15 protein-coding genes are annotated in these 14,803 nt (G+C 73.7%); 11 read left to right on the top strand and 4 right to left on the bottom strand.

Annotation, left to right across the window (positions count from 1 at the left end):
• Positions 1 to 96 precede the first annotated feature (96 nt).
• Positions 97 to 663 (top strand): O-acetyl-ADP-ribose deacetylase, encoded by a 567-nt coding sequence (locus tag OG550_RS16670; RefSeq protein WP_327678311.1) that lies wholly within the window; start codon positions 97 to 99, stop codon positions 661 to 663.
• Positions 664 to 845: 182 nt separating this feature from the next.
• Here OG550_RS16670 and OG550_RS16665 read toward each other — a convergent pair whose 3' ends face one another.
• Positions 846 to 1,676 (bottom strand): class I SAM-dependent methyltransferase, encoded by an 831-nt coding sequence (locus OG550_RS16665; RefSeq protein WP_327678309.1) that lies wholly within the window; start codon positions 1,674 to 1,676, stop codon positions 846 to 848.
• A 362-nt stretch (positions 1,677 to 2,038) separates the two neighbouring features.
• Between OG550_RS16665 and mshA the strand changes: the two genes are divergently transcribed.
• Complete coding sequence (mshA, locus tag OG550_RS16660; protein WP_442906007.1) at positions 2,039 to 3,469, top strand: D-inositol-3-phosphate glycosyltransferase; 1,431 nt, start codon at positions 2,039 to 2,041, stop codon at positions 3,467 to 3,469.
• 169 nt (positions 3,470 to 3,638) lie between these two features.
• A complete protein-coding gene (locus OG550_RS16655; RefSeq protein ID WP_327678307.1) occupies positions 3,639 to 4,172 on the top strand; it encodes a YbjN domain-containing protein in 534 nt (177 codons plus the stop codon).
• Between the two features lie 50 nt (positions 4,173 to 4,222).
• On the opposite strand, the gene OG550_RS16650 is transcribed toward OG550_RS16655, so the two are convergent.
• Complete coding sequence (locus tag OG550_RS16650) at positions 4,223 to 5,599, bottom strand: MDR family MFS transporter (RefSeq protein ID WP_327678305.1); 1,377 nt, start codon at positions 5,597 to 5,599, stop codon at positions 4,223 to 4,225.
• Between the two features lie 149 nt (positions 5,600 to 5,748).
• On the opposite strand from OG550_RS16650, the gene OG550_RS16645 reads away from it, so the two are divergent.
• Together OG550_RS16645 and OG550_RS16640 are read left to right on the top strand one after the other, a co-directional pair.
• A complete protein-coding gene (locus OG550_RS16645) occupies positions 5,749 to 6,507 on the top strand; it encodes a phosphoglyceromutase (RefSeq protein WP_327678304.1) in 759 nt (252 codons plus the stop codon).
• 296 nt (positions 6,508 to 6,803) lie between these two features.
• Positions 6,804 to 7,391 (top strand): lytic polysaccharide monooxygenase auxiliary activity family 9 protein, encoded by a 588-nt coding sequence (locus tag OG550_RS16640; protein ID WP_327678302.1) that lies wholly within the window; start codon positions 6,804 to 6,806, stop codon positions 7,389 to 7,391.
• A 500-nt stretch (positions 7,392 to 7,891) separates the two neighbouring features.
• On the opposite strand, the gene phoU is transcribed toward OG550_RS16640, so the two are convergent.
• The gene (gene phoU / locus OG550_RS16635; RefSeq protein ID WP_327678300.1) at positions 7,892 to 8,575 is read right to left on the bottom strand and encodes a phosphate signaling complex protein PhoU; all 684 of its coding nucleotides are present in this window, start codon (positions 8,573 to 8,575) and stop codon (positions 7,892 to 7,894) included.
• A 306-nt stretch (positions 8,576 to 8,881) separates the two neighbouring features.
• Here phoU and OG550_RS16630 point away from each other — a divergent pair, with 306 nt between their 5' ends.
• Positions 8,882 to 10,156 (top strand): sensor histidine kinase, encoded by a 1,275-nt coding sequence (locus OG550_RS16630; protein ID WP_327678298.1) that lies wholly within the window; start codon positions 8,882 to 8,884, stop codon positions 10,154 to 10,156.
• 2 nt (positions 10,157 to 10,158) lie between these two features.
• Complete coding sequence (locus OG550_RS16625) at positions 10,159 to 10,851, top strand: response regulator transcription factor (protein WP_327678296.1); 693 nt, start codon at positions 10,159 to 10,161, stop codon at positions 10,849 to 10,851.
• 226 nt (positions 10,852 to 11,077) lie between these two features.
• On the opposite strand, the gene OG550_RS16620 is transcribed toward OG550_RS16625, so the two are convergent.
• A complete protein-coding gene (locus tag OG550_RS16620; protein ID WP_327678294.1) occupies positions 11,078 to 11,686 on the bottom strand; it encodes a DUF461 domain-containing protein in 609 nt (202 codons plus the stop codon).
• A 435-nt stretch (positions 11,687 to 12,121) separates the two neighbouring features.
• Here OG550_RS16620 and OG550_RS16615 point away from each other — a divergent pair, with 435 nt between their 5' ends.
• The 4 genes from OG550_RS16615 to OG550_RS16600 all read left to right on the top strand — a co-directional run bounded on the left by OG550_RS16615 (position 12,122) and on the right by OG550_RS16600 (position 14,746).
• Positions 12,122 to 12,604 (top strand): CarD family transcriptional regulator, encoded by a 483-nt coding sequence (locus tag OG550_RS16615; RefSeq protein ID WP_030244332.1) that lies wholly within the window; start codon positions 12,122 to 12,124, stop codon positions 12,602 to 12,604.
• A gap of 258 nt (positions 12,605 to 12,862) precedes the next feature.
• Positions 12,863 to 13,612 carry a 2-C-methyl-D-erythritol 4-phosphate cytidylyltransferase gene (ispD, locus tag OG550_RS16610; protein ID WP_327683929.1) on the top strand — a complete coding sequence of 250 codons (750 nt, stop codon included), beginning with the start codon at positions 12,863 to 12,865 and terminating at the stop codon, positions 13,610 to 13,612.
• Positions 13,602 to 14,108 (top strand): 2-C-methyl-D-erythritol 2,4-cyclodiphosphate synthase, encoded by a 507-nt coding sequence (gene ispF / locus OG550_RS16605; RefSeq protein ID WP_327678292.1) that lies wholly within the window; start codon positions 13,602 to 13,604, stop codon positions 14,106 to 14,108. Before ispD ends, ispF begins: the two co-directional genes overlap by 11 nt.
• A 242-nt stretch (positions 14,109 to 14,350) precedes the next feature.
• Entirely contained in the window at positions 14,351 to 14,746 is a 396-nt protein-coding gene (locus OG550_RS16600; RefSeq protein ID WP_327683927.1) for a PPOX class F420-dependent oxidoreductase, read from the top strand.
• Positions 14,747 to 14,803: the final 57 nt, after the last annotated feature.

Raw genomic sequence — 14,803 nt, 5'->3', positions numbered from 1 at the left:
TATCGCCACGCCGGTGGCGGTGTGTTGGATGGGAGCCGGACATCGGCGGAGGCCCGTGCCGGCAGGCGTGCGGACGGGCCGGAGGAAGGGGACGGCATGGCGGTTCGGATCACCCTGGTCGAGGGTGACATCACGGCGCAGCAGGTGGACGCGGTGGTGAACGCCGCCAACTCCTCTCTGCTGGGCGGCGGTGGCGTGGACGGTGCGATCCACCGCAAGGGCGGCCCGCGGATCCTGGCGGAGTGCCGCGGGCTGCGGGCCTCGCGGTACGGCCGGGGGCTGCCCACCGGGCAGGCGGTGGCGACCACGGCGGGTGACCTGCCGGCCCGCTGGGTGGTGCACACCGTGGGGCCGGTCCATCTGGAGGACGAGTACGAGGAGCGGGCGGTGCTGTTGGCCTCCTGCTACCGCGAGTCGCTCCGGGTGGCGGTGGAGCTGGGCGCGCGCACGGTGGCCTTCCCGGCCGTGTCGGCCGGGGTGTACGGGTGGCCGCCGGCGGACGCGGCCAGGATCGCGCTGGGCACCGTCGCCGAGGTGACGGCGGACCCGGGGTTCGGCGGCGGACTGGAGGAGGTGCGGTTCGTGCTGTTCGTGAGCGGGATGTACGAGGTGTTCGCGGGCGTGGGGCGGGAGCTCGGGCTGGGGCTGACGGGGCAGGGCTGAGGTCCTGACCGGGTGCCCCCATGGTGGCGTGGCGGGGCGTCAACACGCCAGGGATATTCGATAACTCGTTCGAGTGAATCCGCAGACTCGCTCACCGACCCCCGGGCTCGGCCGGTCCTCGACGGCCCACCCGGGGACGGCCTCCGGCGGGGCGCCTCCGGGCGCCCCGGGAGCGGACGCCGCTACGGCGCCAGCGCCGACCAGGGCAGGGTGGCCTCGCCCTGCCGCCACCGCCTGCGCGCGTCCGCCAGCGGCCAGTCGCCCGCCAGCGAGGTGCAGGCGGCCACCCAGCGCTGCCGGGCGCCGAACGCCCCGTACGGCGCGGCCGCCGCCCAGGCGCGGTCGAAGTCGCGGAGGAAGGCGTGCACCGGGCGGCCCGGCACGTTGTGGTGGATCAGCGCCTTGGGCAGCCGCTCGGCCAGGTCGGACGGCTGGCCGAGGCCGCCCAGCCGGGCCGCGAAGGTCACCGTCCTGGGCCCCTCCGGGCCGAGCGCCACCCAGACGTGCCGGCGGCCGATCTCGTCGCAGGTGCCCTCGACCAGCAGCCCGTCCGGAGCCAGCCGGGCGCACAGCCGTTCCCAGACCGCGGCCACCGCCGACTCGTCGTACTGGCGCAGCACGTTGGCGGCCCGGATCAGCTGGGCGGGCGCGCCCCCGTCCAGCGGCACCTCGAAACCGCCGCGCCGGAAGGTCAGCAGCGGCGCCGACGCGTACGGCAGGGCGGCGGCCACCCGGGCCGGTTCGATCTCGATCCCCACCACCCGGACGTCCGGCCGTACGGCGCGCAGCCGCCCGGAGAGCTCGACGGCCGTCCAGGGGGCCGCGCCATAGCCGAGGTCCACGGCGGTCGGCGGGTGGTCGGCGGAGCGCAGCGCGGGCCCGAGGGAGTGCGCGATCCAGCGGTCCATCCGCCGCAGCCGGTTGGTGTTGGTGGTGCCGCGCGTCACGGTGCCGACCGGGCGGCCGCCCCGCCCGCGGGCGGGCGCGGTCACGGAGTCGGGGGATGCGGCCATGCCCCACAGCGTACGTGGCCCGTTCGGACGGACCGGGGCCCCGGGCCCCGGTGCGGCAGGCCGCCCGGGCGGCCCGCCCGCCCGCCGCGCGGGGCCGGTGCGCGGGCCCGCCCGGACGGCGGCGGCGCCGTCCGCGCCGGTGCGCCGCCGTTCCACCGGGCATCTCATGCAGCGAGACGGGAATGCCGGTCGGTGACCACGTGGTTGGCACACTGGTGGTGATGCGCGCCCGGACGGGGCGGCACACCGCCGTGGCGCAGTGGTCGTCGCGGCGGTGCGGCGTGGGCGGAAGCGCGCACACCGACAGTGCGCAGCAGGCAAGCGGCTGCAGAGTCGGGCAGCACAGAGGAGGCTTCAGCCAGGTGATCCAACACCCCGTCCGTCCGGTTCGCCGTGCCCAGCCGGCCCCGCCCGTGCGCGGCCGGCTCCAGTCGCTCGTCCAGGGCCGCCAGCGCCGCCCGCGCCGGATAGCCATGCTCAGCGTCCACACGTCGCCGCTGCACCAGCCCGGCACCGGTGACGCGGGCGGCATGAACGTGTACATCGTGGAGCTGGCCAAGCGCCTCGCCGAGCTCGACATCGAGGTCGAGGTCTTCACCCGGTCGATCTGCTCGGACGACGCGCCCACCGTCGAGCTGGCCCCCGGGGTGCTGGTCCGGCACGTCACGGCCGGCCCGTACGAGGGCCTGGTGAAGGAGGACCTGCCGGCCCAGCTCTGCGCCTTCACCCACGGCGTGCTCCGTACCGAGGCCGGGCACCGCCCCGGCCACTACGACCTGGTGCACTCGCACTACTGGCTCTCCGGCCAGGTCGGCTGGCTGGCCGCGCAGCGCTGGGGCGTGCCGCTGGTGCACACCATGCACACCATGGCCAAGGTGAAGAACGCCGCGCTGGCCGAGGGCGACACCCCCGAGCCGGCCGCCCGCGTGATCGGCGAGACCCAGGTGGTGGAGGCGGCCGACCGGCTGATCGCCAACACCACCGAGGAGGCCGCCGAGCTGGCCCGCTTCTACGCGGCCCGCCCGGACCAGCTGGCCGTGGTCCACCCGGGGGTCAACCTGGACGTCTTCCGCCCCGGCGGCCCGGGCTCCGCGGCGCTGCGGGGCGCCTCGCGGGCCTCGGACGCGCGGGACGCCGCGGCCGCCCGCGGTGCGGCCCGGGCCCGGCTCGGCCTGCCGGCGGACGCCGCCGTGCTGCTCTTCGCCGGCCGGATCCAGCCGCTCAAGGCCCCCGACGTGCTGCTGCGCGCGGTCGCCGCACTGCTGGAGCGGCGGCCGGAGCTGCGGGAGCGGCTGGTGGTGCCGGTGGTCGGCGGCCCGTCCGGCACCGGCCTGGCCAAGCCGGAGAGCCTGCACAAGCTCGCCGCCCAGCTGGGCATCTGCGACGTGGTGCGCTTCCACCCGCCGGTGGGCCAGACGCTGCTCGCCGAGTGGTACCGGGCGGCGACGGCGCTGGTGATGCCCTCGTACAGCGAGTCGTTCGGGCTGGTCGCGCTGGAGGCGCAGGCCTGCGGCACGCCGGTGGTGGCGGCGGCGGTGGGCGGCCTGCCGGTCGCGGTGCGGGACGGCGTGACGGGCACCCTGGTCCACGGTCACGACCCGCTGGCCTGGTCGCGCGCGCTGGAGCCGTACGTCACGGAGCCGGGCCTGGTGGCCCGGCAGGGCGAGGCGGCGGCCCGGCACGCGGCCGGGTTCGGCTGGGACAGCGCCGCCGCGACCACGGCCGAGGTGTACGCGGGCAGCCTGGCCCGCCCGGCCGGACGGCTCTCGGGCTCCCGGCTGCGGCTGGCCTGACGGCTGCGGCTGTTCCGACGGCGGCCGACGCGGGAGTCCGCTCCTGCGGCGCCTTCCCCCCGCGCCTCCCGCGCGGGCCCTCCGGGGCCGGTGCGGGAGGCGACGCGGCGGGAAGGCCCGTCCGGTCCGCTGCTGCGCCGGGGCGGTACCGCCGAGTAACGTCACCCCCATGGCAATCCGCACCAAGGACGAGGCCCTGACCCTCCTGCGCACCGCCCTGGACGAGGCCGGGGTGGCCTGGGAGCCGGCCCCCACCGACCCGTACACGCTGGTGGCGAGCCTCCCGGGCAACCGGAAGCTCAGCACCACCTGCGCCCTGCGGGTCGGCGACCACACCCTCTCGGTGAACGCCTTCGTGGTCCGGCGCCCCGACGAGAACCACGAGGCGGTCTACCGCTGGCTGCTGGAGCGGAACGCCCGGCTGTTCGGCGTCGCCTACGCCGTCGACGCGCTCGGGGACGTCTACCTGGCGGGCCGGCTGCCGCTGGAGGCGCTGACCCCGGACACCGTGGACCGGCTGCTCGGCACGGTGCTGGAGAACGCCGACGAGCCGTTCAACACGCTGCTGGAGCTGGGCTTCGCCACCGCGATCCGCCGCGAGTGGGAGTGGCGCACCAAGCGCGGGGAGTCCACCCGCAACCTGGCGGCCTTCGCCCACCTCGCCGGCCCGGTCGCCAGCCCGGACGGTCCCGCCGCCGGGTAGCGGTCCGCCCGGCCGCCGCCCGGGACCGCTCCCGGCCGCCGGCAGCAGGCTCAGCCGCCGGTCGGGGCCCGCTCCGGCGCGGCGTCCGCCTTCCGCAGCGGCCCGCGCGTCGCCGCGCCGGACCCCGAGGGCACCCCGGCCGCCCCGGGTACCGCGGACGCCGTGGCCGGGGCCGCCCCCGCCACCGGCCCGGCCGTCTTCGCGGTCGCCAGTGCCGCCCCCGGCCGTCGGCCGAGCAGCACGTACCCGGCCGCCGCGACCGTCCCGCAGACCGCGCAGGCACCCCACAGCGCCGCGCTGCCGGCCCGCTCCAGCAGCACCCCGCCGACCGCCGGGCCGAGGAACGAGGCGAGCGACCAGGAGAGCGAGTAGACGCCCTGGTAGCGGCCGCGGGCCACGGCCGGCGAGAGTTCGGCGACCAGGCCCATCATGGTCGGGGCGTTCAGGATCTCGCCGATCGTCCAGACCGCCACGGTGAAGGCGTAGAACCACGCCGAGGCCCCGGCCAGTGCGGTCAGCCCGAAGCCCCAGCCGATGAACAGCGCGCTGGCGATCAGCAGGGCGGTCCGGTCGCGGCCCTCCATCCAGCGGGTGAGCGGGATCTGGAGCACCACGATGAGCAGCCCGTTGAGGCCGATCACCAGCCCGTACTGGGTGGCGGTGATGCCGGCCCGGCCCATGTCCACGGCGAGTGTGGTGGAGCCCTGCTGGGCGACCAGGGCGAGCAGCAGGTTGAGCCCGACGACCGCCATGAAGCGGCCGTCGCGGAACACCGTGCCGAGGCCGATCGCGGGCGCACCCGGCTGCGCGGCCGGGGCGTCCGGCCTGGTCTCGGGTATCCGGATGAAGATGACCACCGCGCAGACCAGGGTGGAGAGCGCGTCCAGCACGAAGAGGGTGAGGTAGCCGTGGGTGGCGATCAGGCCGGCGGCGGCGGCCGAGAGGCCGAAGCCGATGTTGATCGCCCAGTAGTTCAGCGCGTAGGCGCGGACGCGGTCCTCGGCGGGCACGATGTCCGCGATGATCGCGGAGGTGGCGGGCCGGGTCGCGTTGTTGCAGAGGCCGACCATGAAGGCGACCACCGCGATGGCCACCTGGCCGTCGGCGAACCCGAGCACCGCCGTGAACAGCGCCGTCCCGAGCTGCGCGGCGAGCAGCGTCGGCCGCCGCCCGATCCGGTCGGTGAGCACCCCGGCGCCGATCGCCGCGACGGCCGAGCCGAGGCCGAAGAGCGAGGCGACGAGTCCCGCGTAGGAGGGCGAGTAGCCCCGTTCGGTGGTCAGGTAGAGGGCCAGGAAGGTGACGACGAACGCGCCGAGCTTGTTGATGAGCGTGGACGTCCAGAGCCACCAGAACTGGCGGGGCAGCCCGCTCAGCGCTTCGGTCACGGCTCTCGTGGTGCGGGCGGACAGGGGAAGGTCGGGCATGTGGGGGCTCCCGGGCAGGCGGACGTCCGCTGGGCAGGACGGGCAGGACCGCTCAGCAGGAAGGTAAGTGTCACTGGCGCGGAGCACACATTACTCATCGGGCGAGGGTCCCACCAGGGGGTTTCCGGTGCTCCACTAAGCTGGAGGCCATGGCTGACACGACGTACCGACTTATCCTGCTCCGTCACGGCGAGAGCCAGTGGAACCAGAAGAACCTGTTCACCGGTTGGGTCGACGTCGACCTCAACGAGAAGGGCGAGAAGGAGGCCGCGCGCGGCGGCGAGCTCCTCTCCGCCGAGGGCTACCTCCCGGACGTGCTGCACACCTCGCTGCTGCGCCGCGCGATCCGCACCTCCCAGATCGCCCTGGACAAGGCCGATCGCCACTGGATCCCGGTCAGCCGCAGCTGGCGCCTGAACGAGCGGCACTACGGCGCCCTCCAGGGCAAGGACAAGGCCCAGACCCTGGCCGAGTTCGGCGAGGAGCAGTTCCAGCTCTGGCGCCGTTCGTACGACACCCCGCCGCCGGTGCTGGCCGACGACGCCGAGTACTCGCAGGCCGGTGACGCCCGCTACGCCGACATCCCGAGCGAGCTGCGTCCGCGCACCGAGTGCCTGAAGGACGTCGTCGACCGGATGCTCCCGTACTGGTACGACGCCATCGTCCCGGACCTCGCCGCCGGCAAGACCGTCCTGGTCACCGCCCACGGCAACAGCCTGCGCGCGCTGGTCAAGCACCTCGACGGCATCTCCGACGAGGCCATCGCCGGCCTCAACATCCCGACCGGCATCCCGCTGGTCTACGAGCTGGACGCCGACTTCAAGCCGACCGTCAAGGGCGGCCGCTACCTCGACGCGGACGCCGCCGCCGCCGCCATCGAGGCGGTCAAGAACCAGGGCAAGAAGTAGGACCGCGGTTCTCCGAACGCTTCGCAGGGCCCCGCTCCCCGGTTTCGGGGGAGCGGGGCCCTCGTCGTCGCGCCCGTCCGGTGGTCGGCGGCAGGATCATCCAACTCCCCTGTCGCAGACGGGTGTTGGGTGTTCCGAAAGTGGTTCAGACCATTGACGGCCCGGGTGGCTGCTCCTACCGTGTGAGCACCGGCCCGGCGCAGGCATGCCAAGGGCTCACCCGTAGGCAGCCGCCGCCCCCACGCGCGCGCGTCTGCGCCCGGCGCACTCTCCATCCACCCCCACGGAGGAGCACCATGCGCACACGTCATATCGTCGGAGCCGTGATCGCCGCGCTGGCGGTACCGGTCGCGGTCGCGTTGCCCGCGCAGTCGCACGGCTACATCACCACCCCGCCCAGCCGCGCCGCGCTCTGCGCGGCCGGCACGGTCAAGAACTGCGGCGAGATCCAGTGGGAGCCGCAGAGCGTCGAGGGGACGAAGGGCTTCCCGACCAGAGGCCCGGCCGACGGCGCCATCTGCGCCGGCGGCAACAGCCGGTTCGCCGAGCTGGACGACCCGCGCGGCGGCAGCTGGCCGACCACGGCCGTGTCGGCGGGGCAGCAGCGGACCTTCACCTGGAAGTTCACCGCCCGGCACGCGACGACCGGCTTCAAGTACTACCTGACCAAGGCGGGCTACGACGCGACGCAGAAGGTCACCCGGGCCAGCCTGGAGCTGACGCCGTTCCTGAACGTCCCGTACAACGGCGCGCAGGTGCCGGGCACGATCAGCCACACCGCGACCCTGCCGGGCGGCCGGACCGGCCACCACGTGGTCGTCGCGGTCTGGGAGATCGCGGACACCGGGAACGCGTTCTACTCCTGCACCGACGTCAAGTTCTGACCGCCCGGGGGGCGCGGACCTCCCCGGGCGGTCGACGGATCCCGCCGGCGCCCCGGCGGTGAGGAGGCCGGGGTGCGCGGCCGTCTCCCACGGCGGCCGTGCACCCCGGGGCTCCGCGGCGGTGGACCCGTCTCAGTGACCGCAGCAGCCGCCGTCGACCCCGCCGCACTGGCAGGGTCCGCCTGATTGGCAGCCGCAGCCGCAGCCCGCGCTGCAGCCGCAGCCGGCGGCGAGGACGGGCAGCAGTCGGGGTGCGGGCACCTCGACGCTGTCGGGTGCGGGTGCCGGTCGGGTCGGGTTTGCCTTCATCGCGCTGGCTCCTCCTTCTGACGGGCACACTTCGGTGCCTACGGCATCGAGTGAAACCGTCCACCGGAGGGAGCGTCAACGGGCGCGCAGTGGTGGGGAGTCAGCGAGTCGTGCTTCCCCACCACCCCCGCTCCGGGTTTACTCACCCGCAGGGGTGAGCGCCTCCGGGGCGGGGCCGTCCGCGTCCGGGGTCACTCCAGTCCGACGGCCGCCTCCGTGGCCGCGACGAACTCGTCCACGTGCTCACCGGTCACCAGGTAGACGACGCGCTTGGCCACCGAGACCGCGTGGTCGGCGAACCGCTCGTAGTAGCGGCCGACCAGGGTGACGTCCACCGCGGTCTCGATCCCGTGGTGCCAGCGCTCGTCGATCAGGTGCGCGAACAGCTCGCGGTGCAGCGCGTCGATCGCGTCGTCGTCCTGCTCCAGCTCCAGCGCCTTGTCGACGTTCTTGGTGGCGATCACCAGGCCCGCCTTGGCCACCAGCCGCTGGGCGAGCTGGCCCATCTCCAGCACCGTCGAGTGCAGGTCGCTCGGGACCGCCGACTGCGGGTAGCGCAGCCGGGCGACCTTGGCGACGTGCCGGGCGAGGTCGCCGCAGCGCTCCAGGTCGGCACTCATCCGCAGCGAGGTGACGACGATCCGCAGGTCGGTGGCGACCGGCTGCTGGCGGGCGAGCAGGTCGATCGCCCGGTTCTCCAGCTCGTGGTGCAGGTCGTTGACCTTCTCGTCGGCGGCGATCACGCTCTCCGCCAGTTCCAGGTCGGCGTCGAGGAGTGCGGTGGTGGCCCGGCCGAGGGCCGAACCGACCAGCCGGGCCATCTCGACCAGGCTGTCGCCGATCGAGTCGAGTTCCTCGTGGTACGCGTCGCGCATGCTCTCTCCTCAGTAGCTGTGTCGGTGGCGGTGCCGACCGGCCATCCGGTACGACCGCCGTACGGCGCACGGGTGACCGCTGCTGGTGGCGCGAATCGTACGCGCGCACCTCGGGTGACGGACGGGCGTTCGGCTCCGTCGCCCTCCCCACACGGGCTGCCCGGCCAACTCTGGGCCGTCCGGGCGACCACGCACGACCCGTTCGGTGAACCGGTCGCTACCTGAAGGTGAATTCTCGGCAACGCGCGGCCGATCCCTTGATCCGACCCTTGGGGAGCTCCCGCACCGTGCGCTTAGGCTGGCCGCATGGACGTGAACGTGGCCGCCGCCGCTGCCTGCGCCATAGCCGGGCTCGGCGTCGGCCTCACGGCCTCGATCGCATTCCGTTGGAGCGAGCGCGAGCAGGCCAGGGGCAAGTACGGCGGCACCAATCGGAACCAGGGGCTGAGCCCCGCCCAGGAACCCCCGCTCCCCCCGGGGGTCGACACCGTCCTCTCCGTGCTGCGCTCCTGCGCGATCGTGCTCGGCGAGGGCGACGAGGTGGTCAAGGCCAGCTCGGCCGCGTACGCCATGGGCCTGGTCCGCGGCGGCGCGGTCGCCGTGGACCAGCTGCTCTCGCTGGCCCGCGCCACCCGCCGGGACGGCGAGATCCGCCAGCTGGAGCTGGAGCTGCCCCGCCCGGGCGCGGCCCGCGCCGCCGAACCGCTCGCGGTCTCGGTCCGGGTCGCCCCGCTGGGCTCCCGGCTGGTCCTGGTGCTGGTCGAGGACCAGACCGACCGCCGCCGCGTGGAGGCCGTCCGCCGCGACTTCGTCGCCAACGTCAGCCACGAGCTCAAGACCCCGGTCGGCGCGCTCTCGCTGCTCTCCGAGGCGGTCGCGGACGCCTCCGACGACCCGGAGGCGGTGCAGCGCTTCGCCGGCCGGATGCAGATCGAGGCCACCAGGCTCGCCAGCCTGGTCCAGGAGATCATCGACCTGTCCCGGGTCCAGGACGACCGGCTGATGGTCGACCCGGAGCCGGTCGCGGTGGACGAGCTGATCGCCGAGGCGATCGACCGCTGCCGCCAGCAGGCCGCCGCCAAGCAGATCCTGATCGCGGCCGGCGGCATCGCCGGCCTCTACCTGCACGGCAACCGCGGCCAGCTCGCCGCCGCGCTCGGCAACCTGGTCGAGAACGCCGTCAACTACAGTCCTCCCCGGACCAGGGTCGCGATCGCCACCCGCCGGATCTCCAGCGCCGCCGCCCTCGGCGAGGCCGACGGGGAGCTGATCGAGATCTCGGTGACCGACCAGGGCATCGGCATCTCCGAGAAGGACCGCGAGCGGGTCTTCGAACGGTTCTACCGGGTCGACCCCGCGCGCTCCCGGCAGACCGGCGGCACCGGCCTCGGCCTCTCCATCGTCAAGCACGTGGCCGCCTCGCACGGCGGCACCGTCTCGGTGTGGAGCGTCGAGGGCCAGGGCTCCACCTTCACCCTCCGCCTGCCCGCCGGGCAGGCACCCGTGGAACACCGCCCCCGCACGGGGACGTCCGCGGAACCCCTGTCAGAAACAACCCCCCAGCTTGCCCCGGAGGCCTGATCGTGACCCGAGTACTGGTGGTCGAGGACGAGGAGTCGTTCAGCGACGCCCTGTCGTACATGCTGCGCAAGGAGGGCTTCGAGGTGGCCATCGCCGCCACCGGCCCCGACGCGCTGGAGCAGTTCGAACGGAACGGCGCCGACCTCGTCCTGCTCGACCTGATGCTGCCGGGGCTGCCCGGCACCGAGGTCTGCCGCCAGCTCCGGGTGCGCTCCAACGTGCCGGTGATCATGGTCACCGCCAAGGACAGCGAGATCGACAAGGTCGTCGGTCTGGAGATAGGTGCGGACGACTACGTCACCAAGCCCTACTCCACCCGTGAGCTGGTCGCCCGGATCCGCGCGGTGCTGCGCCGCCGCGGTGAGAGCGAGGGCCCGGGCGACGGCGGCGGCCCCGGCGCGCTGGAGGCGGGGCCGGTCCGGATGGACGTCGACCGCCACGTGGTGACGGTGGACGGCGCGAAGGTCGACCTCCCGCTCAAGGAGTTCGACCTGCTGGAGATGCTGCTCCGCAACGCCGGCCGGGTGCTCACCCGGATGCAGCTGATCGACCGGGTCTGGGGCGCGGACTACGTCGGCGACACCAAGACGCTGGACGTCCACGTCAAGCGGCTGCGGGCGAAGATCGAGCCGGACCCGGGGGCCCCGCGCTACCTGGTCACGGTCCGCGGCCTCGGCTACAAGTTCGAGCCGTAAACCGCACACCGCACGTCGCACACCGCACGCCGCGGACCGGGCAGTGGCCGGCCCGCGGCGGCGCGGCCTGAAGCAGCACGGCCGGAAACAGGACGGCCGGCAGCGGTGCGGCGGAGGAGCGGCGGAGCGGAGGAGCACGACGAGGGAACGCCCCTCCGGTGAGTACCGGAGGGGCGTTCCCCTTGTCCTGGCGGGGTTCCGCCGGCGCCCTGCCGGGCGCCCCGCCTCAGTGGGCGGCGGCGGCGGACGGCGAGGCCGAGGCGCCGGCGGCCGGGGTGGCGGCCGGGGTCGCGGTCTTGGACGGCGTGCTGCCGGGGGCGGCGGCCGGGCCGAAGCCCTTGTAGATGCCCTTGTTCGGCTGGACCGCGGCCTCGGTCTCGACCTTCTCGTGGGCCTTGAAGGCGAAGGCGGTGTTCACCACGCCGCCCACGACCAGGCTGGTGGAGGCCACCTTGGCGGACGGGTTGCCCGGGCCGCCGAGCAGCACCGCGCCGCCGGCGGGGACGACGATGCTGTTCAGCGGCGTGCCCTTGTCGTCGGCGAAGGCGGCGGTGGCGCCGTTCCCGAGGGTGACGGACTGCAGCTCGACCGGCAGGCCCCCGGTGTTGCTGATGTTCACCGTCACGTTGGCGGGGCCGGTGTGCTCGCCGGAGGACTCGTCCCCGGTGACCACGACGATGTTGTTGAGCCGGATGTCGGTGCCCAGGGTCGCCGACGCGTTGTCGGGCTTGATCTCCAGGGTCTCCGGCGTGTTGCCGGCGGCACAGGAGGACAGCGAGGCGATGGCGAGGGCGGCGATTGCGGCGATGCTGCCGCGTCGAAGGCTGCGGCTCACGGCGGCGGCTTCTCCCTAGGTCACGTGTCGGTGGATCAGGTCTCGATCGGTGGATCAGGTCTCAGATTATCGACCCCGCTTATGCCGTCCTCACGGGGTGGTCCCCGTGTCGCGCCGCGGAAGGCCGAGCGGCGTCCGTACGGCCCCACATCCGCGTGTTCAGGTCAACAACGGACCAAGATCGGATCACGATCGGGAAACGGCCCGATAAACGGTGAAAACTCAAGATCCAATCATGGTTTCGGCAGTGTTGCGGCAGGTTTCGGTGGGCACCGGAACCGCCTCCGACCTGCGGGAAGCCTGCGTCGAACACCGGTCGCAGCACGTCATGGGGGTGCTTGTCAAGCCCCGAGACCGGCCCTGACCTGCGAAAACGCCCTTCGGGTGCGCTGAAAAGCGTGTTATTCTGGAAAGCCACGGAAGGGGTCCTGTCACATGACGTTCAAGGTTGGCGACACGGTGGTCTACCCCCATCACGGGGCTGCGCTGATCGAGGCCATCGAAATTCGCCAGATCAAAGGTGTGGACAAGACCTACCTGGTGCTGAAGGTGCAGCAGGGAGACCTGACGCTCCGCGTGCCCGCCGAGAACGCGGAGTTCGTCGGCGTGCGCGATGTGGTCGGCCAGGAGGGTCTGGACCGGGTCTTCGAGGTGCTTCGCGCACCGTACACCGAAGAGCCGACCAACTGGTCCCGTCGCTACAAGGCGAATCTGGAGAAGCTCGCCTCGGGTGACGTTATCAAGGTCGCCGAGGTTGTGCGCGACCTCTGGCGCCGCGAGCGCGAGCGCGGTCTCTCGGCCGGAGAGAAGCGCATGCTCGCCAAGGCGCGCCAGATCCTCGTCAGCGAGCTCGCGCTGGCGGAGAACACCAACGAGGACAAGGCGGAGACGCTGCTCGACGAGGTGCTCGCCTCGTAGCGGCCGTCCGCTCCACAACGCTCACAGCGCCCGATGCCGGCGCGCCGCTCACCGGACCGATGCCCGGTGGGTGGTGCAGTGGCACTTCGGGCGCTGAGGCGTGTCCGGACGACGCCCCGCACCCGGGCGGCCGGCCTGGCCCCGGGTCCGCATGACCGTTTCTGCTGATTCCGCGGGCGGAGGACGGTGGTGCTTCGGAAGGGGTCCTCGCCCGTCGTGCACGCCATGGCCATACCCACTTCTCCGAAGGAGTGAAACCTGAACGCCACAGCAGCAGTCGCAGCAGCAGTGGTGCCCGCCGCAGGACGCGGCGAGCGGCTGGGGCCCGGTGCCCCCAAGGCCCTGCGTGACCTGGGCGGCGTGCCGCTCCTGGTGCACGCCGTCCGGGCGCTGATCCGCAGCCGCGCGGTCGGCCTGGTCGTGGTCGCCGCACCCGCCGACGGGGTGGCCGAGGTGGCCGCCCTGCTCGACGGCCACGGGCTGGAGGGCAAGGACATCCGGGTGGTGGCCGGCGGGGAGACCCGCCAGGAGTCCGTCCGGCTGGGCCTGGCCGCCATCCCGCCGGAGGTCGGGATCGTCCTGGTGCACGACGCGGCCCGGCCGCTCGTGCCGGTCGAGGTCGTCGACGCGGTCGCGGCCGCCGTCCGGGCCGGGGCCGAGGCGGTGGTCCCCGCGGTGCCGCTGGCCGACACCGTCAAGCGGGTCGAACCGACCCGGGGCGGGCCCGAGCCGGTGCTCGACACGCCCGACCGGTCCACCCTGCGCGCCGTCCAGACCCCGCAGGGGTTCCGCCGGGAGACGCTGGACGAGGTGCACGCCAAGGCGCTGACCGAGGAGGCCGGGGGCGCGCTGCCGCCGGTCACCGACGACGCCGGCCTGGTGGAGCGCTTCGGCGGCCGGGTCGTCGTGGTGCCCGGCCACGAGGAGGCGTTCAAGGTGACCCGTCCGCTGGACCTCGTGCTCGCCGAGGCCGTACTCGCCCGCAGGAGGGCCTCCGATGGCTACTGAGCCGACCGCCGCCGACCCGGTGATCCCCCGGGTCGGCATCGGCACCGACGTGCACGCCTTCGAGGCCGGCCGCCCGCTCCGGGTCGCCGGTCTGGAGTGGCCGGACTCCGAGTACGGCCTGGCCGGGCACTCGGACGCCGACGTGGCCGCGCACGCCGCCTGCGACGCGCTGTTCTCCGCCGCCGGGATCGGCGACCTGGGCGCGCACTTCGGCACCGACCGGCCGGAGTGGGCCGGGGCGTCCGGGGTGACGCTGCTCGCCGAGGCCGCGCGGCTGGTCCGCGCGGCCGGCTTCGGGATCGGCAACGTCGCGATCCAGGTGATCGGTATTCGGCCGAAGATCGGCAAGCGCCGCGAGGAGGCGCAGGCCGCGCTCACCGCCGCGGTCGGCGCACCGGTCTCGGTGTCCGGCACGACCACCGACGGGCTCGGCCTCACCGGCCGGGCCGAGGGGCTGGCCGCGATCGCCACCGCCCTGGTGTACGAACGTCGTTGAGGTGTTCGGCGATCCGCCGTCCGGTCCCCGCGGAGGCGCCTCCGGGGGTCTTCCGGGCGGCGGGCCCGGCGGCAGCGTCACCGGATCGAGGGATCCGCTCGGGAATATGTGACGGGTGACGGGTGTTCAGGACAGCTGCCTGGGACCCGAGTCGCTACCGTTCGGTGCGGGCCCAGGCCGGGCCCGGCCCCGCCCACCGGGCGACCTGTCCACCGCCGCTCGACGAGAAGAACGAGGTCCCGATGGCCGCACACCTCTCCGACCAGGCCAAGTCCCTGATCGACGGCAAGAGCTTCGCCGTGATCTCCACCGTCCAGCCGGACGGCAGCCCCCAGTCCTCCGTGGTCTGGGTGAAGCGGGACGGCGACGACATCCTGTTCTCCACCGTGGAGGGGCGCCGCAAGCACCTCAACCTGGTGAAGGACCCGCGCGTCTCCCTCGTGGTCAACCCGCCGGAGAACCCGTACACCTACCTGGAGGTGCGCGGCGACGTCACGCTGACCCGCGAGGGCGGCCAGGACCTGATCGACGAGCTCGCGCTGAAGTACCGCGGGGAGCAGAAGTACACGTACGACGGCCCGGACGACGTGCGGGTGGTCGTCCGGCTGAGCCCGCGCAAGGTGGTCGGCTCGATCTGACCCGCCGGGAGCGGAGGGGGCGCCTCCTCTACGTCACAGAGTGGAAACGGCTCTGCC

Origin of the sequence: Kitasatospora sp. NBC_00458 (genome assembly GCF_036013975.1) — a bacterium.
In the GTDB taxonomy this organism is placed as follows: Bacteria; Actinomycetota; Actinomycetes; order Streptomycetales; family Streptomycetaceae; genus Kitasatospora.
This window is presented reverse-complemented; position numbering and strand designations above follow the sequence as displayed.